The sequence below is a fragment of the Rickettsiales bacterium genome (assembly GCA_035765535.1).
Lineage (GTDB): Bacteria > Pseudomonadota > Alphaproteobacteria > Rickettsiales > JABCZZ01 > JABCZZ01.
This window is the reverse complement of the sequence record DASTXE010000001.1, coordinates 132197-158083: the sequence shown is the minus strand read 5'-3', so window position 1 is coordinate 158083 and position 25887 is coordinate 132197. Positions and strand designations below refer to the sequence as shown.

Genomic DNA, 25887 nt, shown 5'->3' with positions numbered 1-25887 from the left:
TATGCTAAGTTTTCCCGACTTTATCGGCATTATCGGTGTGCTTGCCATATTGCTTGCCTATTTCATGTCGCAGCGCGGCGCGTTAAATGTGACGGATAAACATTATCTGTGGATGAATTTTTTTGGCTCGCTTGCTATCGTATTTTCCCTTTTCTGGTCATGGAACCTGTCCGCCTTCATCATTAACGGAGCGTGGGCGGCCATCAGCGGTTACGGTATTTTAAAAGTGTGGCATAAAGAATAATTCCCGCTGCTTCCCCGATTTATATATCTCCGCTATTCAGCATTAAGATAATTGCCATTGTGCACAGAATTAGTATGATAGTGCGCTTTGGTTATGTCAGAAAAAGGCACGGTGTGATTTTTGCAGATTTGATAGGCATTGCGGGCGTAACGGCCATGCTGGTTGCGTACTATATGTCGCTGCGCGGCCTGATTGACGTGAACGATCCGCGTTATCTGTGGATGAACTTGCTAGGTTCGCTCGCAGTTGTGTTTTCACTGCTGTGGGCATGGAATCTTCCGGCGTTTCTCATTGACAGCACCTGGGCAGCAATAAGCGCCTACAGTATTTTGAGGTTAAGACGAAAATAATGAGCATGTCCTGTACTATAGTTTTGGCCGCCGGTGGTACGGGCGGACATATCTTTCCTGCTGAAGCCCTGGCTGAAGAACTTAACAGCCGCGATTACAAAGCCGTACTTATTACCGACCGACGCGCGTCGGACTATAAAGGCATACTCGGCACGCTGGAGCGCCACACGGTGCGCGCCGGCACTTTCGGGCGAGGATTAAAAGGCAAGATTACTGCTGCCACGGACATCATGATCGGCGTGCTGCAGGCACTTGCGATCCTGCGCCGTATCAAGCCCCATGTCGTGGTCGGTTTCGGCGGCTACCCTTCATTTCCGACCATCTATGCAGCTAGTCTGCTCGGTATCCCTACTATCATCCATGAGCAGAACTCTGTGCTGGGGCGTGCCAATCGTGTGCTGATCGGCCGCGCTACCGTCATCGCCACCACTTTCCCCGATACAAAGTTCATCAGCGCGGAACATCAGAAGAAGACTATTCTGACCGGCAATCCCGTGCGTGCCGCTATCCGTGCCTTGCACAACATCCCTTACCCCGAACTCAATCAGGACAGCAATATCCGGATTCTGGTCACCGGCGGCAGCCAGGGCGCTTCCATTTTCAGCCAGATCGTCCCGGCGGCCATTGCCGCCCTGCCCGGCAATCTGCGCGCGCGCATCCGCGTGGACCAGCAATGCCGCAAGGAAGATGTGGAGACCACCCGCGCTGTTTATGCGCAGATGAATGTAAGCGCGGATATACTTCCGTTCTTCAGCGATATTCCGGCAAGGCTTGCAGCGGCACATCTCGTGATTGCCCGTGCAGGCGCTTCGACCATCGCAGAACTTACCGCTGCCGGACGCCCATCCATTCTGGTTCCGCTTCCGAGCTCCATGGATAACCATCAGTATTATAACGCAAGTTCGGTTGAAGAAGCTGGCGGCGCATGGATGATTCCGCAGGAAGGATTTACGGCTGCTTCCCTTTCCAACCGGATTGAGGCCTTCCTGAGCCTGCCGGACAACCTCGCCCGCGCCGCCGCTAATGCGCGCGCTGCAGGAAAAATTAATGCAGCAAGCGATTTAGCTGCTATAACACTTAATGTTGCCGCTGAACATTCATTGAAGACCGTTTTATGACCGTATTATCCATCCCCCGCCAGAAAGCCTTTCCCATCGCACGCAGCCTGCCGCTCAATGTCGGCGTCCTGCATTTTATCGGCATCGGCGGCATCGGCATGAGCGGCATTGCCGAAATCCTGCATAACCTTGGCTATCAGGTTCAGGGTTCCGATCTCACAGAGAGCGCCAATCTCGACCGTCTACGCGCACTCGGTATCAAAATTTTCGTCGGTCATGATGCCGCCAATATCTCCGGCGCTTCGGCTATTGTCGTCTCTTCGGCCGTCAAGCCGGAAAACCCGGAAGTCGTCGCCGCTCGCGCTGGCCGTGTTCCTATCGTGCGCCGTGCAGAAATGCTGGCCGAACTGATGCGCCTGAAAATGGCCGTCTCCATTGCGGGCACGCATGGCAAGACAACGACCACTTCACTCACAGCCGCCCTGTTTGACGCGGCGGGCCTGATGCCGACCGTTATCAATGGCGGCATCATTAACTCATACGGCACCAATGCGCGCATCGGCAGCGGCGAATGGATGGTCGTGGAAGCAGACGAATCGGACGGTACTTTTATCAAGCTGCCTTCCAGTATTGCGGTCATCACGAATATCGACCCTGAGCATCTGGATTATTACAACGGGTTCGACAATTTGCGCAAAGCGTTCCTACAATTCGTGGAGAATATCCCATTCTATGGGTTTGCGGTGTTGTGCATCGACCATCCGGAAGTGCAGACGCTGCTTGGCAAAGTGCATGACCGCCGCGTGATCACCTATGGTTTCACGCCTCAGGCGGATGTGCGTGCCGTCAATATCCGCCGTGAAGCAGGCGGTCAGATGTTCGACGTAGAAGTGGCTGCAACTGAAAAGACCATTAAAGATATTTTCCTTCCCATGTTCGGCGAGCATAATATCCGCAATGCGCTTGCCGTCACCAGCATCGCTCAGGAACTTGCTATCAGTGACGATGTGCTGAAAAAAGCATTCGCAAAATTCGACGGTGTCAAACGCCGCTTTACCCGCACTGGTGTTGCTAAGGGCATTACAGTGATCGACGATTACGGCCATCACCCGGTGGAGATACAGGCGACGCTGAAAGCAGCGCGTCAGGCGCAAAGCGGCACGGACGGAAAAGTCGTCGCCGTGGTGCAGCCGCATCGCTATACGCGTTTGCGGGATTTGTTCGGCCAGTTCTGCACCTGTTTTAACGATGCGGATACGGTGATCGTGACAGATGTATACCCTGCCGGAGAAGAACCGATTGAAAATATTCATAGCGACGCACTGGCAGATGGATTGCGCAGTGCCGGTCACCGCCACGTGCTACGCCTGAGCAACGCTGCCGATCTTGCCGGGTTGGTACTGCAGGAAGCCAAAGAAGGCGATATGGTCGTGTGCCTCGGCGCAGGTAGCATTAGCAAATGGGCCAATGCGCTGCCCAAGGAGATCGAGGCGCATGCCTGAGGCTCGCGAGCTGATTGCATCCCTGCCAGCAACACGCGGTAAAATGCGCGCAGGCGCGGATCTTTCCAAAAGCAACTGGTTTCAAGTCGGCGGTCCGGCGGAAGTGCTTTTCAAGCCGGAAGATACAGAGGATCTAGCCTTCTTTATCGCAAATAAACCTGCGGATCTGCCCATCACCGTGCTTGGTGTAGGCAGTAACCTGCTCGTGCGCGACGGTGGCATTGACGGCGTTGTTATTAAGCTTGGACGCGGTTTCGTGGACTGCCGGGTGGAAGACGATCGGATCATCGCAGGCAGCGGCTGCCTGAACAGCAGCGTTACCACCCTTGCCCGCGATCATGGTATTGGCGGGCTGGAATTCCTGAGCGGCATACCAGGCGGTATTGGTGGGGCGCTGGCTATGAATGCGGGAGCTTACGGAACCGAAACGAAAGATATCTTAGTGGAAGCCACTGCAGTTGATCCGCAAGGCAAGATCCATACGCTGACACCGCAGGAAATTGCCTATAGCTATCGCCATTGCGGTTTGCCGGAAGGATGGATATTCACCGGTGCAGTATTTCAGGGACGAGCTGAATCACCGGAAATCATTGCCAAACGCATGGAAGAGATAGCCCTCCAGCGCAACAGCACGCAACCTGTCCGTTCCCGCACCGGGGGCAGCACTTTCAGGAACCCCGAAGGTTTCAAAGCCTGGAAGCTGATTGACGAAGCAGGATGCCGGGGATTGCGCGTTGGCGGGGCGCAAATGTCGGAGCTGCATTGCAACTTCATGATTAATACCGGCGATGCCACCGCACAAGACCTTGAAACACTTGGAGAAACTGTTATCAAAAGGGTCCTGGAGCATTCCGGTATCTCATTGCACTGGGAAATAAGAATTATAGGAAATTCAACAACTTCCCTTGCAAGAACTGGCATTGCCGCTGCCTAGAGGCCTGCTTCACTGCGGTTTTCTGCCGATTGCAAGTATAATTAATTATATTTTTATAGGGCTACCCCTAGAAAAAGTTTGGCGCAAGCCTATATCATAGTATAGAATTCCCAATAATCCCCGCAAAACAGCTGATATACCCTTTATGAATAATCCCTCGAATTCCGTCTACTCTGTCCTGCCGTTGCGTGACATTGTCGTCTTTCCCGGCATGATTGTGCCGCTCTTCGTAGGACGCGATAAATCCATTAAAGCGCTCGAAGAAGTTACCAAGCACGATAACCGCATCCTGCTGGTCACGCAGAAAAACGCTGCGCAGGACGATCCGGGCACTGCGGATATTTACCGCGTGGGAACGATCGCTACTATCCTGCAGATATTGCGCCTGCCCGACGGCACGGTGAAAGTACTGATCGAAGGCATTGAAAGAGCGTCCGTTGTCGATTTTATCGATAATCGCGACTTTTATCAGGTGCATGTTGAGAATGTTGTCGAAACGCACGGTAACAAGCTCGAGACAGAAGCGCTCTGCCGCTCGGTGATCGCGCAGTTTGAACAATATGTTAAACTGAACAAGAAAATCCCCTCCGAGATCATGGCGACGATCGGCCAGATCGACAATCCGGGTAAGCTTGCCGATACGGTAGCCTCTTACCTTATGGTCAAGATCCAGGAGAAGCAGGATATTCTTGAAACCATCAATATTTCCACACGCCTTGAGCATGTGCTTTCGCTTATGGAAGGCGAAATCGGCGTGCTTAACACGGAAAAGCGCATCCGCTCCCGCGTCAAGCGTCAGATGGAAAAGACCCAGCGCGAATATTACCTGAATGAACAGCTCAAAGCGATCCAGAAGGAACTTGGCGAAGGCGAAGACGGTAAGGATGAAATCGGCGAACTGGAACAGAAGCTGAAAAAGCTGAATCTCAGCAAGGAAGCACGTGAGAAAGCTACGGGCGAGTTGAAAAAGCTGCGCACGATGAGCTCGATGTCCGCTGAAGCTTCGGTTATCCGCAACTATCTGGACTGGATTGTTTCTATCCCCTGGAAGAAACCGAGCCGCGTGCTGCGCGATGTGAATAACGCCCAGAAGATTCTTGACGAAGATCATTATGGTCTGGAAAGAGTCAAAGAGCGTATTCTTGAATATCTTGCAGTGCAGCAACGCACTCGCCAGCTCAAAGGCCCGATCCTCTGCCTCGTAGGCCCTCCGGGTGTCGGTAAGACATCGCTGGCGCGTTCCATTGCGCGGGCGACCGGACGCAATTACGTCAAGATTTCACTTGGCGGCGTGCATGACGAAGCAGAAATCCGCGGCCATCGCCGTACCTATATCGGTTCGATGCCGGGCAAGATCATCCAGGCGATGAAGAAGGCGAAGAATTCCAATCCGCTGATGCTGCTTGACGAGATTGACAAGATGGGCAATGACTCCCGCGGCGATCCGGCTTCGGCATTGCTCGAGGTACTCGATCCAGAACAGAACGCGCATTTCAACGACCATTACATGGAAGTGGACTATGACCTGTCGGACGTGATGTTCATCGCGACTTCCAACAGCTATAACATGCCGCGTCCGCTCATGGACCGTATGGAGATCATCAAGATCTCAGGTTATACGGAAGATGAAAAGGTCGGTATTGCGAGACGCCATCTGATCAACAAGCAGATAAAGGCACATGGCCTGAAAGAAAGCGAGTGGTCGATCACGGATGAAGCGCTGCGCGATATCATCCACTACTACACGCGGGAAGCCGGTGTACGTAACCTGGAGCGTGAGATCGCAAGCCTGACACGCAAATCGATCAAGAATATCCTGATGAAGGATATGAAGTCGGTAGCGATTACGAGCGAAAATCTCGGCGAATATCTGGGCGTGCGCAAATACAGCTACGGCGAAGCCGAGAAGGAAGACCTTGTGGGTATGACCACTGGTCTTGCCTATACGGAAGTCGGGGGCGACCTGCTGGTTATCGAAGCCGTGACAGTTCCGGGTAAAGGCAAGGTCACGATTACCGGCAAGCTTGGGGACGTGATGCAGGAATCGGCGCAGGCGGCGCTCAGCTATGTTCGCTCACGCGCGCTTGACTACGGCATCATTCCGCCGCTGTTCCAGCAGAAGGATATTCATATCCATGTGCCGGAAGGCGCAACGCCGAAGGACGGTCCTTCCGCAGGTATCGCAATGGCCACGACAATCGTTTCCGTGCTCACGGGTGTGCCTGTGCATAAATCCGTTGCGATGACGGGTGAAGTGACGCTGCGCGGTCGCGTGCTGCCGATCGGCGGGCTGAAAGAAAAGCTGCTTGCGGCATTGCGCGGCGGTATCAAGACCGTGCTGATTCCACAGGAGAACGTGAAAGATCTGGAAGATATTCCTGAGAACGTGAAGAGCGATCTCAAGATCATTCCGGTCGCCACTGTGGATGAAGTGCTCGCGCTTGCACTGACTGCACCGCTCGTTCCTACCAAATGGACCGAACCGCCGGCAGACAAGAAACCGATCCTTTCTGATGATTCAGACGGCGAAGCTTCCGGTCTTCGGCACTGATCTGCTGTTTCAAATGCATCCGGCAGTGCCGTAGTGGCACACTGCAACCCGTATTGCAACAGGCGGGCATGGCAGAAATATCAGCATGTCCCGCCAATGATGCGGCAAGTAAAAAAATTACTTACTTGCCGCTTGCCTCTTATGGAATGCGACTGTATTAATTTTCTTGGATTTAGTTCATAGGAATCTTGGTGATGAGTAAAATGGGAAAAGAATCAAAAAATACACGCTACTGCTCTTTCTGTGCAAAGAGCGAGCATGAAGTACGTAAACTGATCGCCGGTCCGACCGTGTTCATCTGCGATGAATGCGTCGAGTTGTGCATGGATATCATCCGTGCTGCCGATAAAGGCTCGATCACAAAAGAAGGCGAAGGTGTACCTACGCCACAGGATATCGCCAAAGTGCTGAACGATTATGTGATCGGCCAGGATCAGGCAAAGAAAGTGCTCTCCGTTGCGGTGCACAACCACTATAAACGCGTTTCGCTGCTCGATAAGACGACCGATGTAGAACTTGCGAAGTCCAACATCCTGCTCATCGGTCCCACCGGTTCGGGTAAGACGCTGCTCGCACAGACACTCGCACGCATTCTGGACGTTCCGTTCACGATGGCAGATGCGACAACGCTTACCGAAGCGGGCTATGTCGGTGAAGACGTGGAAAATATCATCCTGCGCCTTCTGCAGGCAGCCGATTACAACGTTGACCGTGCTCAGCGCGGCATCGTCTATATCGACGAAGTGGATAAGATTTCCCGCAAGTCCGACAATCCTTCGATTACCCGTGACGTTTCGGGTGAAGGCGTGCAGCAGGCGCTGCTCAAGATCATGGAAGGCACCGTCGCTTCCGTTCCGCCGCAGGGCGGCCGCAAGCATCCGCAGCAGGAATTCCTGCAGGTGGACACTTCCAATATCCTGTTCATCTGCGGTGGTGCGTTCGCAGGTCTGGAAAGGATCATTGCGGCGCGCAAGCAGGGCACGTCTATCGGTTTCGGTGCGGATGTGCGCAGCCGGGAAAACCAGCGTACGGGCGAACTGCTCACGCAGCTTGAGCCGGAAGATCTGCTGAAGTTCGGCCTGATTCCTGAATTCGTGGGCCGTCTGCCGGTATGCGCAACGCTCAACGATCTAGACGAAGAAGCGCTGATCGAAATTCTGACCAAGCCGAAGAACGCGCTGATCAAACAGTATCAGAAACTCTTCGAGATGGAAGAAGTTCAGCTGACTTTCACGGAAGATGCACTCAAAGCCGTTTCCCGTAAAGCCATCCAGCGCAAGACCGGTGCGCGCGGCCTGCGTGCGATCCTGGAAACGATCCTGCTTGACCTGATGTTCGAGCTGCCGAATCTGGAGAATGTGGCTGAAGTCGTTATCAATGAAGATGTCGTCGATAACAACAAGGCACCTATCCTTGTCTCGCCAGATAAAAAGAAACCGGCGAAGATCAACTAAAAGAAAAACCCCGCTCCGGCGGGGTTTTTTATAAGTGAATGTCATTCCTGCGGAAGCAGGAATCCAGTAAAAGCGGATTATATAAATAGCAAAAGACTGGATGTCAGCTTTCGCTGGCATGACCTGCATGGCAAAACGCCTCTAGTTTCCGATCGCTAAAAAATTCCCGTTCAGGAAACCTTCTTTTCCGTATTGGAAAGGCTTGCCTTCCGGCGTAACCACCTTTCCTCCTGCAGCAGTCAGTATAGCGTGACCTGCGGCAATATCCCACTCCATCGTGGGACCGAAGCGCGGATAGACATCCGCCTTTCCTTCTGCCAGGAAGCAGAATTTGATGGAGCTCGCGCAGGGCACACGCACGCTGATGCGATGTTGCATGAGATAATCCTGCGTTGCCTGATTGAGATGGGAGTGACTGACAAATGCCACTTCCGGTGCGTCTTTCAGCTTTGTGCGGATCGGTGTAACGTGGCCACCTGCTTCTTTGAACGCTCCCTTAATGCTACCATAATACATCAGCTGATTTACAGGCTCATAAATGACGCCGAGTATTGGGTTATCTTTTCCTTCGACCAGCGCGATATTCACTGTGAAATAGCCGTTGCCGCGAATGAAGCTTTTCGTGCCGTCCAGCGGGTCAACCAGCCAGAAATAGCGGCTTTTGGACACATCCGGCTTGCTTCCTTCTTCTGAAACTATTGGAAAATCAGGCGTTATTTTCTTTAAACCTTCCACAATTATACGATCTGCAACCCGGTCTGCCTCCGTGACGGGTGAATTATCCTGTTTCTGGTAAACGGTGCCTTCGGTCCTGTAGCGCTCCATGATCGCTAAGCCCGCATTTCTAGCCAGATCAATTACTTGCGGTAGAATAGTCTCGATATTCATGCTCTTTCCACGGTTTTCTGCTGCTTTCGTAAAGCATAGCATACTCCCTTTGGCACTTGCTTTCCACGCAATAATCACCTATAAAGTCGCGCGTTTAAGCGCCGGGGAAGGTTGACGCGTCATGAAGTGGCGCAGATTTTTTTGCGCTCGTAACGGGTTGTACATTATATTCAAGTTTGGAAAGTTCAGGGGAAGCGCGCATGACCAACATGAGAAATATCGCTATTATCGCACACGTAGACCACGGCAAGACAACGCTCGTGGATGCGATGCTGAAGCAGACGGGCACGTTCCGCGCAAACCAGGACGTGGAAGAGCGCGTCATGGACAGCAACGACCTTGAAAAAGAGCGCGGCATTACGATTCTTGCCAAATGTACCTCCGTCGTGCGTGACGATACGCGCATCAACATCGTGGACACCCCGGGCCACGCTGACTTCGGCGGTGAAGTTGAACGTATTCTCTCCATGGTGGACGGCGTTGTGCTGCTCGTGGACGCAGCGGAAGGCCCCATGCCACAGACGAAGTTCGTACTGACCAAAGCGCTGCGCCTTGGCCTGCGCCCCATCGTTCTCATCAATAAAATCGACCGTTCGGACGCACGCCCGGATGAAGTGATCGACGAAGTGTTCGATCTGTTTGTCGCCCTTGAAGCTTCTGATGCCCAGCTCGACTTCCCCGTGCTGTACGCTTCCGGTCGCGCAGGCTGGTGCATTAAAAACCTGACGGACGAAAAAGTGAACCTCGATCCGCTGTTCGACACGATTCTCTCCTACGTAGAAGCGCCGGACGTGGATAAAGACGCGCCGTTCTCTATGCTTGCCACGATTCTTGATTCCGACCCGTATCTGGGCCGTATCCTGACGGGCCGTGTTTACAGCGGTCGCGCACGCGTCGGCATTCCGATTAAAGCTATCAATCTCAAAGGCGAGGTTGTTGAGCAAGGCCGTATGACGAAACTGCTTTCCTTCCAGGGCATCAAACGCATGCCGGTGAATGAAGCCGAAGCAGGCGATATTATCTGCATCGCGGGGCTTGAAAATGCTTCCGTATCTGACACGATCGGCGAACTCTCGATCAACACACCCATCGCTTCCACCCCGATCGACCCGCCGACGATGGCTATCACCATCGCCGTGAATGATTCTCCGTATGCTGGTAAAGAAGGCACAAAAGTAACGTCGCGCCTGATTGCTGACCGCTTATTCGCGGAAGCGGAAACCAACGTTGCGATCTCGGTCAAAGAAACTGCTGGTAAAGACGCTTTTGAAGTCGGCGGCCGCGGCGAATTGCAGCTCGGCGTTCTGATTGAAACGATGCGCCGTGAAGGTTTCGAAGTTTCTGTTTCCCGTCCGCGCGTCCTGATCAAGACCGATCCGGACACGGGTGAAAAGCTGGAGCCGATTGAAGAAGTCGTTGTCGACGTGGATGAAGAATATACTGGCACCGTTGTTGAAAAAGTTTCACTGCGCAAAGGCGAAATGACCGATATGCGTCCGTCCGGCGGTGGTAAGACCCGCATTATCTTCCACGTTCCGTCACGCGGCCTGATCGGTTATCAGAGTGAATTTATGACCGATACACGCGGTACCGGCATCATGAACCGCCTGTTCCACGGCTATGCTCCTTATAAGGGCGATATTGCAGGCCGCAGGAACGGTGCGCTTATCTCCACCGATACGGGCGAAGCCGTTGCTTATGCGATCTGGGGCCTCCAGGAACGCGGCATCATGTTCATCAATCCGCAGGATAAAGTGTATGAAGGCATGATCGTCGGCGAACATAGCCGCGATAACGACCTTGAAGTCAACGTGCTGAAGAACAAACAGCTCACCAACATCCGCACCACGAGCAAGGACGAAGCGATCCGCCTGACTCCACCGCTGATGATGACGCTGGAGCAGATGATCTCCTATATTCAGGATGACGAACTGGTGGAAGTTACGCCGAAGTCGCTGCGCCTGCGCAAGCGCTTCCTCGATGCGAACGACCGCAAACGCATGAGCCGTGAAAGCAAGCGCGAAGCCTCCTAAGGCTTCGCTGCTTACGCAGGCTTAAGCAATAGGAAAATCTGGTTTATAGTAAATACCGAGCTTAAGGCTTTCGGCTATACGTCTGCTTTTGGCGATATACTGCGCTGCAATCTCCGGCGTATACAACTCCTGCGCGGTCTGTTCAAACAGCGCGAGCCAGCGGTCAAATAGTACCATATCGAATGCTGGCAGATCTTTATGCTTCTGTAATGGATTACCGTGATACTTGCCGCTTGTGAGCATCACGGACGACCAGAAATCATACATCCTGTGCAGATGATCTTTCCATTCCTCATCCGATTCACCGATGATCGCGGTAAATACCGGCGCGAGCACCGCATCAGCACGCACTTTCCTATAGAAAGTATCCACCAGCCGCTTGATGGTTTCTTCCGTAATGGCCGATTCTTTCATGACTTTATTTAGGTGCTCCCTTCACCTGCACCGGATGCGCCACATATTCGGACGGCACATGATGGCCGCGACGCGCAAGTTTCTCCGTCATGATAGTATTGCGCATCATCAGCGCGGATACAAGGAATGAAACCGAACATCCTGCCAGCAACGGCAGCAGGCCATTGAACTGCCTTGTCGTCTCGAAAGCGAAAATAATCGAAGCGAAGATCGCGCGTGAAGCTCCGGCAAAGCATGCCGCCATGCCAACGAGCGCCGCCACGCGCAGGTCGATGCCCATCTCCGGAAAGATTGACATTAGCAATTCCCCAGTCAGCACCCCTATACCGCCGCCGATGGTAAAGATTGGCGCGAGCGTACCGCCGGATGTGCCGCTGCCAAGCGCAATGGCCCAGGAGAGGAATTTCATGATGCAGAACATTATCAATGCCTTACCCACAAAAGCTCCGCTCAGGACTTTATCGATATTGTCGTACCCTACCCCCAGCGTTTCGGGATAGAAGCAGCCTATGGCACCAACGGCCAGACCGCCCAGCGCCGGCCACCACATCCAATGGATGGGCAGATGCTCGAACATATCTTCAATCCAGTAAACGGATTTCGCGATTCCCACGGCAAACAGCCCCATGACAATCCCTTCCAGCGCATAGCCCAGCATGGCGCTCTGCGATGCCACAGGGATGCCAGATAATGCAAACATTGGTCCGGTGCCGAACATCCACGGACGCAGGCTCATCGCCACAATGGTCGCAAATGCAACGGGAATGAACGAACGCGGGCGGAATTCGAACAACAGTAATTCAATCGTCAGTAGGATCGCCGAGATAGGACTGCCGAAAATGGCTGTCATACCAGCCGCTGCCCCTGCGGCTAGCAGCGTCTTGCGCTCCTGTGCTGAAACATGGATCAGCTGTCCGATCAGCGAGCCCAATGCGCCACCGGTCGCAATAATCGGGCCTTCCGCACCAAACGGCCCGCCTGTGCCGATGGCAATAGCGGCAGAAAGCGGCTTTAAAAATGTCATGCGTACGGGAATCCTGCTATCATTGACAAGGATCTGCTCCATCGCCTCGGGTATGCCGTGGCCACGAATGGCTTTAGAACCGTAACGCGCCATGAATCCTACAATCAACGCACCTATCGCAGGCACAGCAATGACTCCATATCCCCACGCATGATGGGCAGGCGATGCATTCTGCATGGAGATTCTGCCATAAAAGGCGAGATTGGTGATCAACTCGATCAGATTAACCAGCAATCTTGCTATTGGCGCCACGATCAGCGCGATACCGATACACATGAACGAAATGAGTAATGTCCTGCGATCTACGACGCTGATATGTTTAGGAATCGCTGCTTGCGCAATGGCAGGACTCAGGCCCGGCGAAACCGGAAGGCCGATAGTGGTGGAGGATTTTTCTACTTCATGTTCATGGCTGGCCATTTTGCTTACTCGCCCATTTAATTTGTACACAAAAGGCAGCAATATACTTGCATCTTCCCTTTGTCTATCATTTGAACAGAAAAAATTCGCTTGAAAGTAAATTAAGGCCGCCATTCCGCTATGCGGGCAAGATGAGCATAATCATCATAGGCAGGCGCATGATCCGGCACCGGAATGCAACGATAGGGAAACTGAGGATCGCTATATTTTTCAATAAGCTGCGCCAGACCTTCTTCCGCTGCTTTCATGAAAGCTTCTATCTTGCCCGGCTCAACGAATTTAACTTCACCTGCCGCCTCACCTCCCTGGAGCCTCCAATATTCAAGGGACTGAATTGTTTGTAAGGGGGCGAGTGCATCGCCCCCTTCGCTTACGCTTACCCCCTCGCTTTGCGGGGTCGTCGCCTTCGGCTCCTCCGCGTACCCACGAGAGGATTGGAATATGAGTCCGAGCAACACCAATTGGCTGGAAAGGCCGCTGGCGATGTCATTGCCGCTGGGGACCTGGCCGGTTTTATAGTCGATGACGGCAAGACTTCCGTCACGATTGCGTTCTACCCTGTCGGCGCGGCCGGTCAGGGTGAATTCCCCAAACCTGCGGCTGCCTGTGACTTCCGCAAGCACCTGTTCTATTGCGCGTCTGCGCTCATGTTCCTGCGCTAGCACGAACTGCGCCACCTGCATAAAACGCGGCCACCAGAGTGCTCTTACTTTTTCGTTATGGAATAAAGGAGCAAATCTTGCTTTCCCAAGCTGCAGCAATTCCGCTTCGGCATTCGGCGGAAGGGTTTGCGGATGAAGCCTGACGAATTCCTCCAATACCTTATGCAGCACATTGCCGAAATCCGCTCCGTTCAACTCCCGCCCTATTGGTTCCAGCGGGTAGAGCTCCAATATTTTGGATGCATAGATTGCATAAGGATTGCGCAACAGCGTCTCTACCTGCGTAACGGATAAAGTATTAGGGCGCGCAGCCAATGGCGGCTTTGGCTCCGGCTCTGAGATTCGCACCTCTTCTTGGGGAACGTCCAGCAGCGCCACAAAACGCTGCCAGCGCCGGTCCTCCAGCGCGTCCTGTACGCCGAATTTCTCCAGCAGCACACCGAGTTTCACCAGCCAGCGCGACGGTGTGGCGGGCGAGCCGTTCACTTTGGCGCTGCGGCTTAAGTATACTTCCGGCGCATTTGCCAGCATAACGAAATCATGCGCGGCAAGACCGATGGCACGTTCCGGCGCAGGCAACCCTACTTTTGCCCTCATCGGCCGGTTAAGCCAGGGATCGCCGCCCGCCTCCTGCGGCCAGCTTCCTTCGTTCAGTCCGCCCAGAATCATGCGGTCGAATAACTGCATCCGCGCTTCGATCGGCCCTAATATTTTCAGGCGTGGGTGTCCGCCGTAAGACGGGCGATATACTTTACCCGCGAAGCAGACATCCATCATCTCCAGATAGGTTGTTCCGGCATCCTGCACGATACGCCCCTGCCCCACCTGCTGCAATTGCGCCATCAAATCGCTTACACTCTGGGATTCCGGCCCTTGCCAGAGCGCTTCGCCTGCCAGTGTTTCCGCACATTGTATATGTGCTGCGATCAGCTCCTGCAGCGTGCAGGTCTCCTGCTGTGCGGTTTCCAGCAAGGCTATGAAAGGCGCAAAAGCCTGTTCTATTGTCTGGATAAAATACGTTATCCCTTCATTGCGCAGACCTTGCATTACCGCTTTCCACGAGCCTTTCAACGCCAGATGCGGATTGCGCAATATTGCCAGTTCGAATTCACGCGCTGCTTCAAGGCAGGCTATGCGCTCCAGTCCGGCATGCGTCAGCGGGTGCTTCAGCAGCGATATCAACTCGATCGCGGCAAGATTGCTTTCTGCCGCTTCGATCACCAGCCGCAAGAAAGAGCCCGTCGGCGTCTGCAGCAGCGGCACGCCGGCAGAATCGTCAATTTCCACACCGAAGCGTTTCATAATCGCGCAGACACGCCTTGCCAGTGAGCGGTCATGCGTGACGAGTGCCGCCGTTTTCCCCGGATGCTCCAGCGTTTCGCGCAGCAGCAGCGCAATCGCTACCGCTTCTTCCTGCGCATCGGCACAGGTGATGCTTTTCAATCCCGGCAGTGCGGCCTGCACATCCAATTCCAGGTGCTGCCATATCTCTGAGACTTCCGCCGGGCGCATGACTTCCGACAGCAGTTTCAGCCGCGCTTCACTGCCCTGCCCGAGCTCAGGCGGTGCAGCTATGGTGCGAACGTCTTCCAGAGCGCATTCCAATTTCTCGAGCAGGCGGCACATACCCCATTGCGCATGGCTTTCATCGATATGCTCCAGATATTCGCCGCCCGCCTGCGTATCGAGCCCCGGCAGAACGACCATTCCCTGCGGTAAGGAGGCTACCGTGCGGATCAGTTCCGCCGTGGCAGGCACGCTGCCTGTGGTCCCCGCAACAATCACCGGGTGAGACGGCGGCGCTTTGCGCCACAGGGCACAGATTTCTTCAAGCATACTGTTCAGATAGGCCGCATCGCTTACGATATTTTCTTCCTGTGCGATCAGCGGCCAGTATTCTGAAATGATTTTCAGGAAATCCACCGTCAATTGCCAATGCTGCGCGAAGTCTTCCGGCGCGAGTTTACTCAGATCGCCAATCGGCAGGCGCTCGCGCTCCAGCTCATCCAGAAGCGTCGCCAGCTCTACCGCAAGCCGCAATGCATGATCGATCCGTGCGCCGTTCTTCTTCGTGATCAAATCCGCCAGAATAAAGAGTCGACGGAAAACAAAATCTTCCGTGCGCCGCAATGTCAAAGGCGTTTCGCCCGTTACAAGCAGCGTATCCTCATTCACATCGCCCAGAGGCTGCATGCGCGGCAGCAATAGCGGCTTGCCTCCACTTGCGCGTAAGAACGCATCACGCAGCGCACCACAGGCACGGCGCGATGGCAGGAGAATCAATATTTTTGACAATTGCAGCGGGTCAGCACCGTAGGTCTGCAGCACAAAATGCGCCAGCGTATCGCTAAACGGAAAATTGGCAGGAATATTATAAATATTGTCCGGCATTGTGAATATTAATAGCCAAAGATCGTTAGCCGTCATCCCGCGATTTATTCGCGGGATCTCATGCTATGGCAAAGAGATACCGTGGTCAAGCCACGGTATGACGAACATGCGACCTTCTCACCTACGAAGCTTGTGCCGAACGAACGAATGGCTTGTCTGTCACTTCGGGCGGCAGTTTGAAGCGCGTGTTTTCATTGATGCCTTCAAGCACTGAAACTTCCGCCGGACGCAGCAACTGCAGTTTTCTCATGACATTATCCACCAGCACTTCCGGCGCGGAAGCACCGGCCGTCACGCCGACGCTGCCGATATTTTCCAGCCACTGGGGCTGAATTGCGCGCTCATCGTCAATAAGGTAAGATCTTACCCCCATCTCCTCTCCCAAATCGCGCAAACGGTTGGAGTTGGAGCTATTGACCGAACCAATCACCAGAATGAGGTCCACATGACGCGCAAGCTCGCGCACGGCGTTCTGGCGGTTCTGCGTGGCGTAGCAGATATCGCGCAGATCCGGTCCTTTGATGGCGGGGAAACGTGCTTTCAATGCATCAATGATCGCACGCGTATCATCTACGCTCAAAGTGGTCTGTGTGACATAGGCCAGGTTTTCCGGGTTCTTCACTTGCAGACGAGCGACATCCGGCACGGAAGCGATTACATAAACAGGCTGCTTCACGCGGCCGACCGTGCCTTCCACTTCCGGATGCCCTTCATGGCCGATCAGGATCAGTTCCGCACCATCCGCCTCATAGCGCTGGGCTTCCTTGTGCACTTTGGTTACGAGCGGGCACGTTGCGTCAATCACTGGCAAGTCGCGCAGCTTTGCCGAATTCTCTACTTTTTCGGAAATGCCATGGGCGCTGAACACAGTGATTGCGCCGTCTGGGATGGCATCCACTTCGTCCACAAACACCACGCCTTTACTGCGCAGATCTTCCACCACCCATTTATTATGCACGATTTCGTGGCGCACATAGATCGGCGCGCCGTAAATTTCCAGCGCCTTCTCTACGATCTCAATCGCGCGCTCTACTCCGGCGCAGAACCCGCGCGGCTTGGCCAGTATGATTTTGAGCTTATCAGGCATTAATTCTTCCTTCTATCGGACTGGAGGGGCTAGCCGCCATGCGTTTAGGCATTCTTCCTGCCAGATATGCGAGCCTGCCTGCGATCACCGCATGTTTCATCGCGGTTGCCATCATTACCGGATCGTCCGCTTCCGCAATAGCCGTGTTCATCAGCACGCCGTCGCAACCTAATTCCATTGCCACGCTTGCGTCGGACGCTGTGCCAACACCTGCATCCACCAGAATCGGCACACGCGCATTTTCTACAATCGTGCGGATCGCGAGCGGGTTCTGGATGCCCAAGCCGGAACCGATGGGAGCAGCAAGCGGCATCACTGCCACACAGCCTGCATCTTCCAACCTTCTGGCCATCACCGGATCATCATTTGTATAAGCCATGACCTCGAACCCATCTTTTACAAGCATATCCGCTGCTTTCAGAGTTTCCATTACATCCGGATACAAAGTCTGCCTATCACCGATCACTTCAAGCTTCACGAGCGTCCAGCCACCGGCTTCGCGCGCCAGGCTCAGCGTGCGCACGGCTTCCTGCGCGGTGTAGCAGCCTGCGCTATTAGGCAGATAGGTATAGATTTCCGGGTCGAGCGCGTCCTGCACTGAATTCTTATCTCCGGCAAGGCTCACGCGGCGCAGGGCCACGGTCACGATCTGTGCGCCGGAGGCTTCCGTGGCCGCCTTCGTTTGTTCAAGCGACTTGTATTTTCCCGTGCCTACCAGCAAGCGGGAGGTGAAGCTGTATTTACCGATCTGTAGTATATCCTGCATAACAATTTCCTCTTACTGCTCCTGCTCGGCCTCCTGGCCTTCGCAATGAGCCTAACGCTTCGCGACTAAAGGAGGGCTCGCCTACTGGCTCGCTTCCCGTTCCTATTATTAATTAACCCCCACCAATGAACTGGACAATCTCGATGGCATCTCCCTCGTGCAGCACGGTCTGCCCATAAAGCGAGCGCGGAATGATCGCCTGGTTCACTTCCACCGCCACTTTGCGGATATTCAGGGCGAACTGCTCCACCAGCGCGGCCACTGTGCCAGCCTCTGTAAAATCCTGTGCTTCCCCGTTGATATATACACGCATAAATGCTACCTTGAGCGCCATTTTTAATACAAAGGCCCGCTAAATCAACATGAAAAGCACGTTTTACCTCACTACTCCCATTTATTACGTCAATGACCGCCCGCATATCGGCCATGCCTATACTACCGTAGCTTGCGATGTGCTCGCGCGTTTCATGCGGCTGGAGGGGCGTGAGGTGAAGTTCCTGACGGGTACGGACGAACACGGTCAGAAGGTGGAAAAATCCGCTTCTGCCAAAGGGTTACCCCCTCAGGAATTCGTCGACCAGGTCTCCGTGCATTTCCGCGATCTGGCCAAACTCATGAACATTAGCAATGACGATTTTATCCGCACCACCGAACCTCGCCACCTGAAAAGCGCACAGGATATCTGGAAGCGCATACAGGATTCCGGGAATATCTATCTCGGCGGCTATGCAGGCTGGTATGCCGTGCGTGACGAAGCTTTTTACGACGAATCCGAACTTGTAAACGGCAAGGCGCCAACCGGTGCGGAAGTGGAATGGGTTGAAGAACCGAGCTATTTCTTCAAACTCTCTGCCTTCGGTGATAAGCTTTTGAAATTTTACGAAGAGAATCCGGATTTCATCATGCCGCCCAGCCGCCGCAACGAAGTGATCAGCTTTGTCAAAGGCGGTCTGAACGATCTTTCCGTTTCGCGCACGAGCTTCAAATGGGGCGTTCCCGTGCCGGGCGATGAAAAGCATATCATGTATGTCTGGATTGAAGCGCTGGCAAGCTATATTACCGCCACGGGCTATCCGGAAAAAGGCTTTGAGAAATTCTGGCCTGCCGATTTGCATATGGTGGGCAAGGATATCCTGCGCTTCCATACCGTGTACTGGCCCGCTTTCCTGATGGCTGCCAATCTTCCCTTACCCAAGCGCGTGTTTGCGCATGGCTGGTGGACGATTGAAGGTGAAAAGATGAGCAAGTCGCTTGGCAATGTCGTCGCCCCTTCTGAACTGGTGGAAAATTACGGCGTCGACCAGACGCGTTATTTCTTCATGCGCGAAGTGCCGTTCGGCAATGACGGTAATTTCTCGCGTGAGCGCATGGCGGCCGTCATTAATTCGGAACTGGCCAATAATGTCGGCAATCTTGTGCAGCGCACGCTCAGCATGATCCACAAGAATTGCGGTGGTGTCATTCCCGATGCAAGCGGAGTGGCGAAGGACGAGCTGGACATGGCATTCATGGATAAAATCCATGTGACCGATGCACGCACGCCGCAGGACATTGCACGCCGTTATTACGACTGCAAGTTCAATGAAATCCTGGCCGATATCATGCATATCGCAAGCGAGGCCAACAGTTATATCGACACCAAAGCACCGTGGAAGCAGAAGAAGGAAGATGAGCGCCTGATGCAGGCAACGCTTTACCATCTTGCGGAAGCGATTCGCTGCATCGCCATCATGCTGCAGCCATTTATTCCGGAAAGCGCGGCGAAGATTCTTGTGATGATGGGCTACCCAGAAGACAAGGTGAAAGCAGGGATTGCATTTGAAGAACTGACGCCGTCTTATATGCTGAAGCCCGGCACGAAGATCGAAACTCCGCAGCCATTATTCCCCAGACTTGAAGCAGCGGCGGCCTAAGACTCAAACGTCTTCCCCATCCCGATAAACGGCTCGACGGCAAAACCATGGCGCTGATAAAGCTCGACCAGCATAGAGTCATACCGTTCGAGCTGCAGTTTGACACGCGGGCAACCTAAAGCTTTCAGCTCAGACAGTGCTCTTTCGATCAATTGCGTTGCAATGGATTTCCGGCGGTATTCCGGTGATACAGCGAGACGATAGATATAGCCGCGATATCCATCGTATCCGGCGAGCACGACGCCTATCACTATGCCGTCTTTCTTCGCGATGAAAAATAATTCCGGCTGGAAGTTAAACTTCTGCAGGGCAATACTGCGCGGCTCTTTTATACCGTCAGAAGCCGGGAATGCAGTTTTCCATAAGGCGACTACGCCTTCTATGTCCTGCATTGTGAAAGTAGTAATTTCAACAGATGATGCCTGAGTTTTCATGTGGCATATGGAAGCGGGACTTTATGATAATGGCAAGGGGTTTTAGATTTATGGTGGTGGTTGACGCCCTGCTCCTCCACGCTGCTCCTGTGCAATTCTTGCTGCATGAGGGCCTACTTGTGCTGGCATGCCGTTACCATCCCGGCCTGATTGACCTAGGGCTAATGCGCTGTCAACATGAGCAGTAAATGACATATTGGCAAGGAGTGTCTGTCTCTGTTCCGGAGCCATTGCCAATATAGTCTGGCTATTGGCTCTAAACGTCCGCCAGTCTGTTCCCATGGCATCCCGAAGCCTGATTGCCTCAGCACGCTCGCTCTCATCCCGTATGCTATACAAGGGATCATCTTGATGATTATGACCATATGCTCGATTCAGCATTTCTATTCTTGTCTCATGCGGCGTCTGCCGCACCATCCGCACATGCCCGGCATTGGGCGGTGCTCCTCTGGTTACCTGTATTAATAGCAACTGTGCAGATAGACGTTCATCGCCATCAGAGAAATCTGCAAAAGTAGCAGATTTTTTGGTTTCCTTTTCATTTTTCAGCGCTTCTTGTCTTTGCTCAGCCGCCATATTGAGTATCGATGCGCTTTGCTCCTCAAAATCCCTTGGTGCCGTTCCCCTTAATTCTCTTAAATGGATCGCGACTTCTCTCTCTGCCGGATTTTCTATGGCCTGTAGGGGATCAAAGACACGTTGCCATCTTTCCAGGGTTTCCGCCCGATCTGGCAATTCCAGAATGTCATGGCATAGTCTAGTTGCTGTAGCTCGATCTATATCTCCCGGTTCTGCTCTGCGTACATACTCATAAATGAGCAGCGCGTTCTCCCTTTCATGCAGATCCCGTATATGGGGAGCGAAATAATCAAGCGCGGCCCTTATTTCCTCATCTGCAGACCAAGCTTTTTTAGCGTCATCACTCATTATCCACTCCTTATCTTTTAGGCTTCGGGAGTTATTGCGGATTCTATTTTCCAGTTTAATATGATACGGTTTGTCGGTAAAAAAACGGTTAACTTTCCATAACATCCTGAATAACATGTATCTTGTTGATTCCCATTGTCATTTGAATTTTCCAGATTTTCGTGAGGATATTGAGTCGGTTATAGAGCGCGCGCGCGAAAACGGCGTAAAGGTCATGCAGACGATCTGCACGGAAGTGGAAGAGTTTGATGAGGTGCTGGCCATCGCTGAAAAGCATGAGGGTATTTACTGCTCTGTCGGAGTGCATCCGAACGAATCCGGCCAGAAACAAACGGCCGAGCTGGAATATCTGCTCAGTAAAACTTTCCATCCCAAGGTTATTGGCATTGGTGAAACCGGGCTGGATTATCATTATGAATATAGCGATCGCACCGTGCAGCAGGAAAGCTTCCGCGTGCATATTGAAGCCGCGCGGAAATCCGGCCTTCCGCTGATCGTGCATACGCGCGATGCGGATGACGATACGATGGATATATTGGAAGAAGAGATGGCAAAGGGGCCTTTTAAAGGGCTGATTCATTGCTTCACTTCTTCACGCAGGCTGGCAGAGCGTTCCATTGCACTGGGGCTCTCTATTTCGCTTTCAGGCATTATCTCTTTCAAGAACGCGGAAGATATACGGCAGACGGTCGCGAGCCTGCCGATGGAAAGATTGCTGATCGAGACGGATGCACCTTTTCTTGCGCCGCTACCGCATCGCGGCAAGCGCAACGAACCTTCCTTCGTTATGCATACCAACCGTAAACTTGCGGAAATCAAAGGTATCACGGAAGAGGAATGCGCTCGTATCACAACAGACAATTTCTTCCGCTTATTCAATAAGGCGACACCATTATGAAAATAACCGTACTTGGATGCGGGGCGTCTTCGGGCGTTCCGGCTATAGGATGCGACTGCCCTGTCTGCACGTCGGAGAATCCGAAGAATAAACGCACGCGCGTCTCCATACTGGTTGAATCCGGTGACACGCGCATTCTCGTAGATACGCCGCCCGACATGCGCATGCAATGTCTGCGTGAAGGTATCAAAACGGTGGATGCCATCATCTATACGCATGCTCATGCCGACCATATCAGCGGTATCGATGACACTCGCTCTTTCAATTATCAAAATAACGCACCGGTTCCCATATATTCGGAGCATATCACACTAAAACAGCTGCAGGACAAGTTTGCCTATTGTTTCCTACCGCCTAAACCCACCACACTCGGCTGGTTCAGGCCGTGCCTGGTTCCCACCATTGTTGAGCCGCCGCAGCCCTTCACCATCGGCAGTGTCGAAGTAAAACCTTTCTGGCAGCAGCACGGCCCTAACCGCAGTCTGGGTTTACGTTTTGGCAATATGGCCTATTCCACGGATGTGAATGAATTGCCGGAAGAGTCGCTCCAGATACTGGAAGGCGTCGATTACTGGATTGTGGATTGCCTGCGCTATGAAGCTGCACCGACGCATGCCCATCTGGCTCTGACGCTTGGCTGGATCGAGCGCATCAAACCCAAGGCCGCTTATCTTACCCATATGAGCCATGGGCTGGATTACGATACATTATTAAAGGAATTGCCTGAAAATGTATTTCCGGCTTTTGACGGATTAGTCATCACCGCTTAGTGACGCCCGGCGAGCGCAGGTTCCTGCTGCTTGGCCTGCTCAACTCCCTGGCTGAATCCGCCAGCGTTCTGCTGGGGGACCTTATCGCGGAAGCCACTATTGCTATTAGCCGCCTCTGTAGTTTCCTGAGGATGAGACTGCCCCTGCTCAGTCGCGGATGCAGATTGGGCAGGTGCAGATTGTGAAGCTCCAGACTGTCCTGATTGATACTGCGCCAGTTCCTGTTTTAACTGCTGGTTTTCCGCTAAAGTGGAGTGGTATTTCTCAATAGCAGCAGAGGCTCTGCCACGACCGCTTTTTACACCGGCAATCTGAAAAAAGTGGCTTAATAGCCCCGATGCCACAAAGGACACTGCTATAACCGCGCCTATGCCTTCGTCGGACTTTAATTCATTGCCGGTTATCTTCTTATATAATGGCGCCAGACCGTAGTGACTGTCATGCAATGCTTTGATGGCCTTCGTCAGAGGCTTTACAGCCTTGCCCAGGAGCGGAATCTTGTCGCCATATTGCAGTAATGCAAATATCGCAACAAAAAGCCCCGCCGTTGCAATAAAACCCTGTTTGACAGCATTCCCCGCAGCATAGACGTTCTTGCTGATGCCAAGTTCGTTCTCTATCTGCTTATCCTGCTGTTTGTCGTGCTGCTTATTGGTTGTTGTTTCAGCCATAAAACTGAGCCTGTTAAACTGTTCTTCATTGTAACTCAGGCGAAACCATATTAGAACATAGAAAAATATGAAGATTTCATGACAATATCGTTAAAAAGACCTATAGAACTGGCATTTGCGCAGGCTCAGCTTGCTGCGCAGGCTGGTGAAGTGCCGGTCGGGGCGGTGGTTGTTGACAGTATAAGCGGCCAGGTTCTTGCCCAGGCGCATAACCTGACGGAATGCCAACAGGACCCGACCGCCCATGCGGAAATGCTGGTTTTGCGTGAGGCATGCCGCTTATTGGGCACTCCCCGCCTGCCTTCCTGCGACCTGTATGTGACACTGGAGCCCTGCCCCATGTGCGCGCAGGCCATTTCGTTTGCCCGTATCCGGCGGCTGTATTTCGGCGCATATGATCCCAAAGGTGGCGGTGTGGAAAATGGTGCGCGAATTTTCCATCAAGCCTCTTGCCATCATGCGCCGGAAGTTATAGGCGGTATGGAGGAGACGGCTTGCGCTCAGTTACTGAAAACGTTTTTCGCGGCAAAGAGATAGTATGGGTAATATTAACTGGCTTGGATTATGGACGCTCTACAGGCGTGAGGTGCACAGGTTTCTCAAAGTATTCAACCAGACCCTGTTTGCCCCCGCCGTGACAACCCTTCTGTTCCTTGCCGTGCTCACCCTTTCGCTTGGCTCGCGCCAGCATCATCCGGTGGAAGGCATTGCTTATACTGATTTCATTGCCCCGGGCCTTATCATGATGGCGATCGTGCAGAATGCTTTTGCCAATACCTCCTCATCCCTGATGCTGTCAAAGATCCAGGGCGTGATCATTGACCTGCTGATGCCCCCTTTAAGCGGCACGGAAATCACTCTCGGCCTGACGATGGGCGGACTGACGCGCGGAATGCTGGTGGGCATCGTGGTGGCGACGGCCGTCTATATTTTCGTGCCCTATCATGTGCACCACTGGGGCATAGCATTATTTTACCTGCTTGCTTCGAGCCTCATGCTTGCTCTTATCGGCCTGCTGACGGGTATACGCTCCCAGTCATTCGACCAGCTTTCGGCTATCACCAATTATGTGATCACCCCCCTTTCCTTTCTCTCCGGCACCTTCTATTCCATTCGCCAGCTTCCTGCTTTCTGGTACCATGTGTGCCACTTCAATCCATTCTTTTACATGATCGACGGTTTTCGCTATGCTTTTACCGGATATGCCGACGGCTCCATCACAATTGGAATTGCGGTTATCTGTATAACGGACCTTATGCTGTGGTGTCTTGCTCAGCATCTGATAAGTATAGGGTATAAACTTAAGACGTAATTGGAGGCCTGATGCGCTTTCGGTCATACAGAAATATAGCGCTTGCGTGCGCTCTGGCAGTTATTTCCTCTGCTGTCGGTACAGCAGCTTATGCCAATGAGGATAACCTTCCCACCAAAGGGCAACTTGCGCGTACGCTGGAAGAGGCCAAACAGGGAGATGCAGAAGCACAGTACCAAATTGCGGAAGCTTACCTTGAAGGCGAAGGCGTTCACCAGGACGAAAAAGAAGCTGCTGAATGGTATTACAAATCGGCCATGCAGGGTTATACGCCTGCCCAGTTTGCGATGGGATTCGTCTATCGCGGTGGCAATGGTATTCCCATTGACAAGGTTTTGTCGTATATGTGGTTTGATCTTGCGGCTAAGAATGGCGATGAACGCGCAGCCTCATTGCGCGATAATGTCGCATCGGCGATGACACAAACGGAGGTCAACGAGGCGCAACAGAAATCGGATGAATGGAAGCCTGAACGCAAACATTATCTGGGTTCGGAGTAAAGCTATGTATGACAATGGTAAGATTGCAAGCCTTCTGAGGACGCCTCTTTTGCGGGTGCAGTGGCTTTTTCTTGCTTTATTGTTGGCCGTTTCAGCACCGGTCTTCGCCTATGATGATGCAGAGACCGATCCCCCCACCAAAGAAGAAATCGCCAAATGGCGCACCGAGGCTGAACAGAATGACGCGGAAGCGCAGTTCAATCTCGGCGAAGCTTATCTCAAGGGCGATGGCGGATTGCCGCAGAGCGATAAAGAAGCCTCCAAATGGTATTATAAATCCGCCATGCAGGGATTTTCCGACGCACAGTTTGCCATGGGATTCGTCTATCGCGGCGGTGGCGGCATCCCGATGAATAAAGTATTGTCCTACATGTGGTTCGATCTTGCTGCGAAGAACGGCGACTACCGCGCCTATTCATTGCGCAATGATGTTGCCTGGTCTATGACGGAGCCGGAAATTGAAGAGGCACGCAAGAAGTCCAAGCAATGGGAACCCGTTACGAACGTAACGACTCCGATGCCTTATTGATTCTTATCCTGTTTGGGAACAGCCTGTTTGCGGCGGACCAGATTGCGGCGCAGTGCCTCAGCAAGTTTTTGCTTTTTCCGATCGGACTGATCCGATTTTGCCGCTGGCTGTGACTGCTTAACAGGTTCGTTTTTTTCCATAGCGCTTTTTTTACA

The 25887-nt window shown here is 53.0% G+C and carries 26 protein-coding genes; 15 read left to right on the top strand and 11 right to left on the bottom strand.

The window, feature by feature from the left end; genetic code table 11:
* Position 1: 1 nt before the first annotated feature.
* From VFT64_00855 to clpX, 7 genes are all read left to right on the top strand, one after another.
* Positions 2 to 244, top strand: a complete 243-nt coding sequence (locus VFT64_00855; protein ID HEU5046371.1) for a hypothetical protein — start codon at positions 2 to 4, stop codon at positions 242 to 244.
* Between the two features lie 74 nt (positions 245 to 318).
* Positions 319 to 594: a hypothetical protein gene (locus tag VFT64_00850; protein HEU5046370.1), complete on the top strand. Its 276-nt coding sequence runs from the start codon at positions 319 to 321 to the stop codon at positions 592 to 594.
* On the top strand, positions 594 to 1712 hold the full coding sequence (gene murG, locus VFT64_00845) for an undecaprenyldiphospho-muramoylpentapeptide beta-N-acetylglucosaminyltransferase (protein ID HEU5046369.1): 1119 nt from the start codon (positions 594 to 596) through the stop codon (positions 1710 to 1712). The genes VFT64_00850 and murG overlap by 1 nt, the downstream gene beginning before the upstream one ends.
* Positions 1709 to 3154 carry a UDP-N-acetylmuramate--L-alanine ligase gene (murC, locus tag VFT64_00840; GenBank protein HEU5046368.1) on the top strand — a complete coding sequence of 482 codons (1446 nt, stop codon included), beginning with the start codon at positions 1709 to 1711 and terminating at the stop codon, positions 3152 to 3154. The genes murG and murC overlap by 4 nt, the downstream gene beginning before the upstream one ends.
* The gene (murB, locus tag VFT64_00835) at positions 3147 to 4088 is read left to right on the top strand and encodes a UDP-N-acetylmuramate dehydrogenase (protein ID HEU5046367.1); all 942 of its coding nucleotides are present in this window, start codon (positions 3147 to 3149) and stop codon (positions 4086 to 4088) included. Before murC ends, murB begins: the two co-directional genes overlap by 8 nt.
* Before the next feature lie 145 nt (positions 4089 to 4233).
* Positions 4234 to 6639, top strand: coding sequence for an endopeptidase La (gene lon / locus VFT64_00830; GenBank protein HEU5046366.1), 2406 nt, complete (start codon positions 4234 to 4236; stop codon positions 6637 to 6639).
* A 203-nt stretch (positions 6640 to 6842) separates the two neighbouring features.
* A complete protein-coding gene (clpX, locus tag VFT64_00825; GenBank protein ID HEU5046365.1) occupies positions 6843 to 8093 on the top strand; it encodes an ATP-dependent Clp protease ATP-binding subunit ClpX in 1251 nt (416 codons plus the stop codon).
* A gap of 141 nt (positions 8094 to 8234) precedes the next feature.
* On the opposite strand, the gene cysQ is transcribed toward clpX, so the two are convergent.
* On the bottom strand, positions 8235 to 8981 hold the full coding sequence (cysQ, locus tag VFT64_00820) for a 3'(2'),5'-bisphosphate nucleotidase CysQ (protein ID HEU5046364.1): 747 nt from the start codon (positions 8979 to 8981) through the stop codon (positions 8235 to 8237).
* 200 nt (positions 8982 to 9181) lie between these two features.
* On the opposite strand from cysQ, the gene typA reads away from it, so the two are divergent.
* Positions 9182 to 11014 (top strand): translational GTPase TypA, encoded by a 1833-nt coding sequence (gene typA / locus VFT64_00815; GenBank protein HEU5046363.1) that lies wholly within the window; start codon positions 9182 to 9184, stop codon positions 11012 to 11014.
* A 21-nt stretch (positions 11015 to 11035) separates the two neighbouring features.
* On the opposite strand, the gene VFT64_00810 is transcribed toward typA, so the two are convergent.
* The 6 genes from VFT64_00810 to thiS all read right to left on the bottom strand — a co-directional run bounded on the left by VFT64_00810 (position 11036) and on the right by thiS (position 18091).
* Positions 11036 to 11428 carry a group III truncated hemoglobin gene (locus VFT64_00810; GenBank protein HEU5046362.1) on the bottom strand — a complete coding sequence of 131 codons (393 nt, stop codon included), beginning with the start codon at positions 11426 to 11428 and terminating at the stop codon, positions 11036 to 11038.
* 4 nt (positions 11429 to 11432) lie between these two features.
* Positions 11433 to 12872 (bottom strand): chloride channel protein, encoded by a 1440-nt coding sequence (locus tag VFT64_00805; GenBank protein ID HEU5046361.1) that lies wholly within the window; start codon positions 12870 to 12872, stop codon positions 11433 to 11435.
* A gap of 101 nt (positions 12873 to 12973) precedes the next feature.
* Complete coding sequence (addB, locus tag VFT64_00800) at positions 12974 to 15925, bottom strand: double-strand break repair protein AddB (GenBank protein HEU5046360.1); 2952 nt, start codon at positions 15923 to 15925, stop codon at positions 12974 to 12976.
* Positions 15926 to 16046: 121 nt separating this feature from the next.
* Entirely contained in the window at positions 16047 to 17012 is a 966-nt protein-coding gene (gene ispH / locus VFT64_00795; GenBank protein HEU5046359.1) for a 4-hydroxy-3-methylbut-2-enyl diphosphate reductase, read from the bottom strand.
* Positions 17005 to 17778 (bottom strand): thiazole synthase, encoded by a 774-nt coding sequence (locus VFT64_00790; GenBank protein ID HEU5046358.1) that lies wholly within the window; start codon positions 17776 to 17778, stop codon positions 17005 to 17007. The genes ispH and VFT64_00790 overlap by 8 nt, the downstream gene beginning before the upstream one ends.
* 112 nt (positions 17779 to 17890) lie before the next feature.
* On the bottom strand, positions 17891 to 18091 hold the full coding sequence (thiS, locus tag VFT64_00785; GenBank protein HEU5046357.1) for a sulfur carrier protein ThiS: 201 nt from the start codon (positions 18089 to 18091) through the stop codon (positions 17891 to 17893).
* 49 nt (positions 18092 to 18140) lie between these two features.
* On the opposite strand from thiS, the gene metG reads away from it, so the two are divergent.
* Positions 18141 to 19691: a methionine--tRNA ligase gene (gene metG, locus VFT64_00780; GenBank protein ID HEU5046356.1), complete on the top strand. Its 1551-nt coding sequence runs from the start codon at positions 18141 to 18143 to the stop codon at positions 19689 to 19691.
* Here the strand turns inward: metG and VFT64_00775 are convergent.
* Positions 19688 to 20125, bottom strand: a complete 438-nt coding sequence (locus tag VFT64_00775; GenBank protein ID HEU5046355.1) for a GNAT family N-acetyltransferase — start codon at positions 20123 to 20125, stop codon at positions 19688 to 19690. The two genes, metG and VFT64_00775, sit on opposite strands and share 4 nt — an antisense overlap.
* A gap of 48 nt (positions 20126 to 20173) precedes the next feature.
* Positions 20174 to 21157, bottom strand: a complete 984-nt coding sequence (locus tag VFT64_00770) for a hypothetical protein (GenBank protein ID HEU5046354.1) — start codon at positions 21155 to 21157, stop codon at positions 20174 to 20176.
* A gap of 10 nt (positions 21158 to 21167) precedes the next feature.
* Here VFT64_00770 and VFT64_00765 point away from each other — a divergent pair, with 10 nt between their 5' ends.
* Positions 21168 to 21950 (top strand): TatD family hydrolase, encoded by a 783-nt coding sequence (locus VFT64_00765; GenBank protein HEU5046353.1) that lies wholly within the window; start codon positions 21168 to 21170, stop codon positions 21948 to 21950.
* On the top strand, positions 21947 to 22720 hold the full coding sequence (locus VFT64_00760) for an MBL fold metallo-hydrolase (protein ID HEU5046352.1): 774 nt from the start codon (positions 21947 to 21949) through the stop codon (positions 22718 to 22720). Before VFT64_00765 ends, VFT64_00760 begins: the two co-directional genes overlap by 4 nt.
* Here the strand turns inward: VFT64_00760 and VFT64_00755 are convergent.
* Positions 22717 to 23391, bottom strand: a complete 675-nt coding sequence (locus tag VFT64_00755) for a hypothetical protein (protein ID HEU5046351.1) — start codon at positions 23389 to 23391, stop codon at positions 22717 to 22719. The genes VFT64_00760 and VFT64_00755 overlap by 4 nt on opposite strands.
* A 102-nt stretch (positions 23392 to 23493) precedes the next feature.
* On the opposite strand from VFT64_00755, the gene VFT64_00750 reads away from it, so the two are divergent.
* The 4 genes from VFT64_00750 to VFT64_00735 are packed head-to-tail and all read left to right on the top strand — an operon-like array spanning position 23494 to position 25732.
* Complete coding sequence (locus tag VFT64_00750) at positions 23494 to 23928, top strand: nucleoside deaminase (GenBank protein HEU5046350.1); 435 nt, start codon at positions 23494 to 23496, stop codon at positions 23926 to 23928.
* A 1-nt stretch (position 23929) separates the two neighbouring features.
* Positions 23930 to 24703: an ABC transporter permease gene (locus tag VFT64_00745; protein ID HEU5046349.1), complete on the top strand. Its 774-nt coding sequence runs from the start codon at positions 23930 to 23932 to the stop codon at positions 24701 to 24703.
* A gap of 11 nt (positions 24704 to 24714) precedes the next feature.
* Entirely contained in the window at positions 24715 to 25203 is a 489-nt protein-coding gene (locus VFT64_00740; protein ID HEU5046348.1) for a tetratricopeptide repeat protein, read from the top strand.
* A 4-nt stretch (positions 25204 to 25207) separates the two neighbouring features.
* Positions 25208 to 25732 (top strand): tetratricopeptide repeat protein, encoded by a 525-nt coding sequence (locus VFT64_00735; GenBank protein HEU5046347.1) that lies wholly within the window; start codon positions 25208 to 25210, stop codon positions 25730 to 25732.
* Here the strand turns inward: VFT64_00735 and VFT64_00730 are convergent.
* Complete coding sequence (locus tag VFT64_00730) at positions 25726 to 25872, bottom strand: hypothetical protein (GenBank protein ID HEU5046346.1); 147 nt, start codon at positions 25870 to 25872, stop codon at positions 25726 to 25728. The two genes, VFT64_00735 and VFT64_00730, sit on opposite strands and share 7 nt — an antisense overlap.
* Between the last annotated feature and the right edge of the window lie 15 nt (positions 25873 to 25887).

What these genes read in the sequence shown, in the direction of transcription:
- typA (HEU5046363.1), top strand. Translation starts at nt 9,182, where the DNA reads ATGACCAACATGAGAAATATCGCTATTATCGCACACGTAGACCACGGC.
- murC (HEU5046368.1), top strand. Translation starts at nt 1,709, where the DNA reads ATGACCGTATTATCCATCCCCCGCCAGAAAGCCTTTCCCATCGCACGC.
- VFT64_00810 (HEU5046362.1), bottom strand. Translation starts at nt 11,428, where the DNA reads ATGAAAGAATCGGCCATTACGGAAGAAACCATCAAGCGGCTGGTGGAT.
- VFT64_00770 (HEU5046354.1), bottom strand. Translation starts at nt 21,157, where the DNA reads ATGTTATGGAAAGTTAACCGTTTTTTTACCGACAAACCGTATCATATT.
- VFT64_00775 (HEU5046355.1), bottom strand. Translation starts at nt 20,125, where the DNA reads ATGAAAACTCAGGCATCATCTGTTGAAATTACTACTTTCACAATGCAG.
- VFT64_00735 (HEU5046347.1), top strand. Translation starts at nt 25,208, where the DNA reads ATGTATGACAATGGTAAGATTGCAAGCCTTCTGAGGACGCCTCTTTTG.
- cysQ (HEU5046364.1), bottom strand. Translation starts at nt 8,981, where the DNA reads ATGAATATCGAGACTATTCTACCGCAAGTAATTGATCTGGCTAGAAAT.
- VFT64_00760 (HEU5046352.1), top strand. Translation starts at nt 21,947, where the DNA reads ATGAAAATAACCGTACTTGGATGCGGGGCGTCTTCGGGCGTTCCGGCT.
- VFT64_00730 (HEU5046346.1), bottom strand. Translation starts at nt 25,872, where the DNA reads ATGGAAAAAAACGAACCTGTTAAGCAGTCACAGCCAGCGGCAAAATCG.
- VFT64_00790 (HEU5046358.1), bottom strand. Translation starts at nt 17,778, where the DNA reads ATGCAGGATATACTACAGATCGGTAAATACAGCTTCACCTCCCGCTTG.
- clpX (HEU5046365.1), top strand. Translation starts at nt 6,843, where the DNA reads ATGGGAAAAGAATCAAAAAATACACGCTACTGCTCTTTCTGTGCAAAG.
- VFT64_00765 (HEU5046353.1), top strand. Translation starts at nt 21,168, where the DNA reads ATGTATCTTGTTGATTCCCATTGTCATTTGAATTTTCCAGATTTTCGT.
- ispH (HEU5046359.1), bottom strand. Translation starts at nt 17,012, where the DNA reads ATGCCTGATAAGCTCAAAATCATACTGGCCAAGCCGCGCGGGTTCTGC.
- VFT64_00745 (HEU5046349.1), top strand. Translation starts at nt 23,930, where the DNA reads ATGGGTAATATTAACTGGCTTGGATTATGGACGCTCTACAGGCGTGAG.
- VFT64_00850 (HEU5046370.1), top strand. Translation starts at nt 319, where the DNA reads ATGATAGTGCGCTTTGGTTATGTCAGAAAAAGGCACGGTGTGATTTTT.
- metG (HEU5046356.1), top strand. Translation starts at nt 18,141, where the DNA reads ATGAAAAGCACGTTTTACCTCACTACTCCCATTTATTACGTCAATGAC.
- lon (HEU5046366.1), top strand. Translation starts at nt 4,234, where the DNA reads ATGAATAATCCCTCGAATTCCGTCTACTCTGTCCTGCCGTTGCGTGAC.
- murB (HEU5046367.1), top strand. Translation starts at nt 3,147, where the DNA reads ATGCCTGAGGCTCGCGAGCTGATTGCATCCCTGCCAGCAACACGCGGT.
- murG (HEU5046369.1), top strand. Translation starts at nt 594, where the DNA reads ATGAGCATGTCCTGTACTATAGTTTTGGCCGCCGGTGGTACGGGCGGA.
- VFT64_00740 (HEU5046348.1), top strand. Translation starts at nt 24,715, where the DNA reads ATGCGCTTTCGGTCATACAGAAATATAGCGCTTGCGTGCGCTCTGGCA.
- VFT64_00805 (HEU5046361.1), bottom strand. Translation starts at nt 12,872, where the DNA reads ATGGCCAGCCATGAACATGAAGTAGAAAAATCCTCCACCACTATCGGC.
- VFT64_00855 (HEU5046371.1), top strand. Translation starts at nt 2, where the DNA reads ATGCTAAGTTTTCCCGACTTTATCGGCATTATCGGTGTGCTTGCCATA.
- thiS (HEU5046357.1), bottom strand. Translation starts at nt 18,091, where the DNA reads ATGCGTGTATATATCAACGGGGAAGCACAGGATTTTACAGAGGCTGGC.
- VFT64_00755 (HEU5046351.1), bottom strand. Translation starts at nt 23,391, where the DNA reads ATGGCTGAAACAACAACCAATAAGCAGCACGACAAACAGCAGGATAAG.
- addB (HEU5046360.1), bottom strand. Translation starts at nt 15,925, where the DNA reads ATGCCGGACAATATTTATAATATTCCTGCCAATTTTCCGTTTAGCGAT.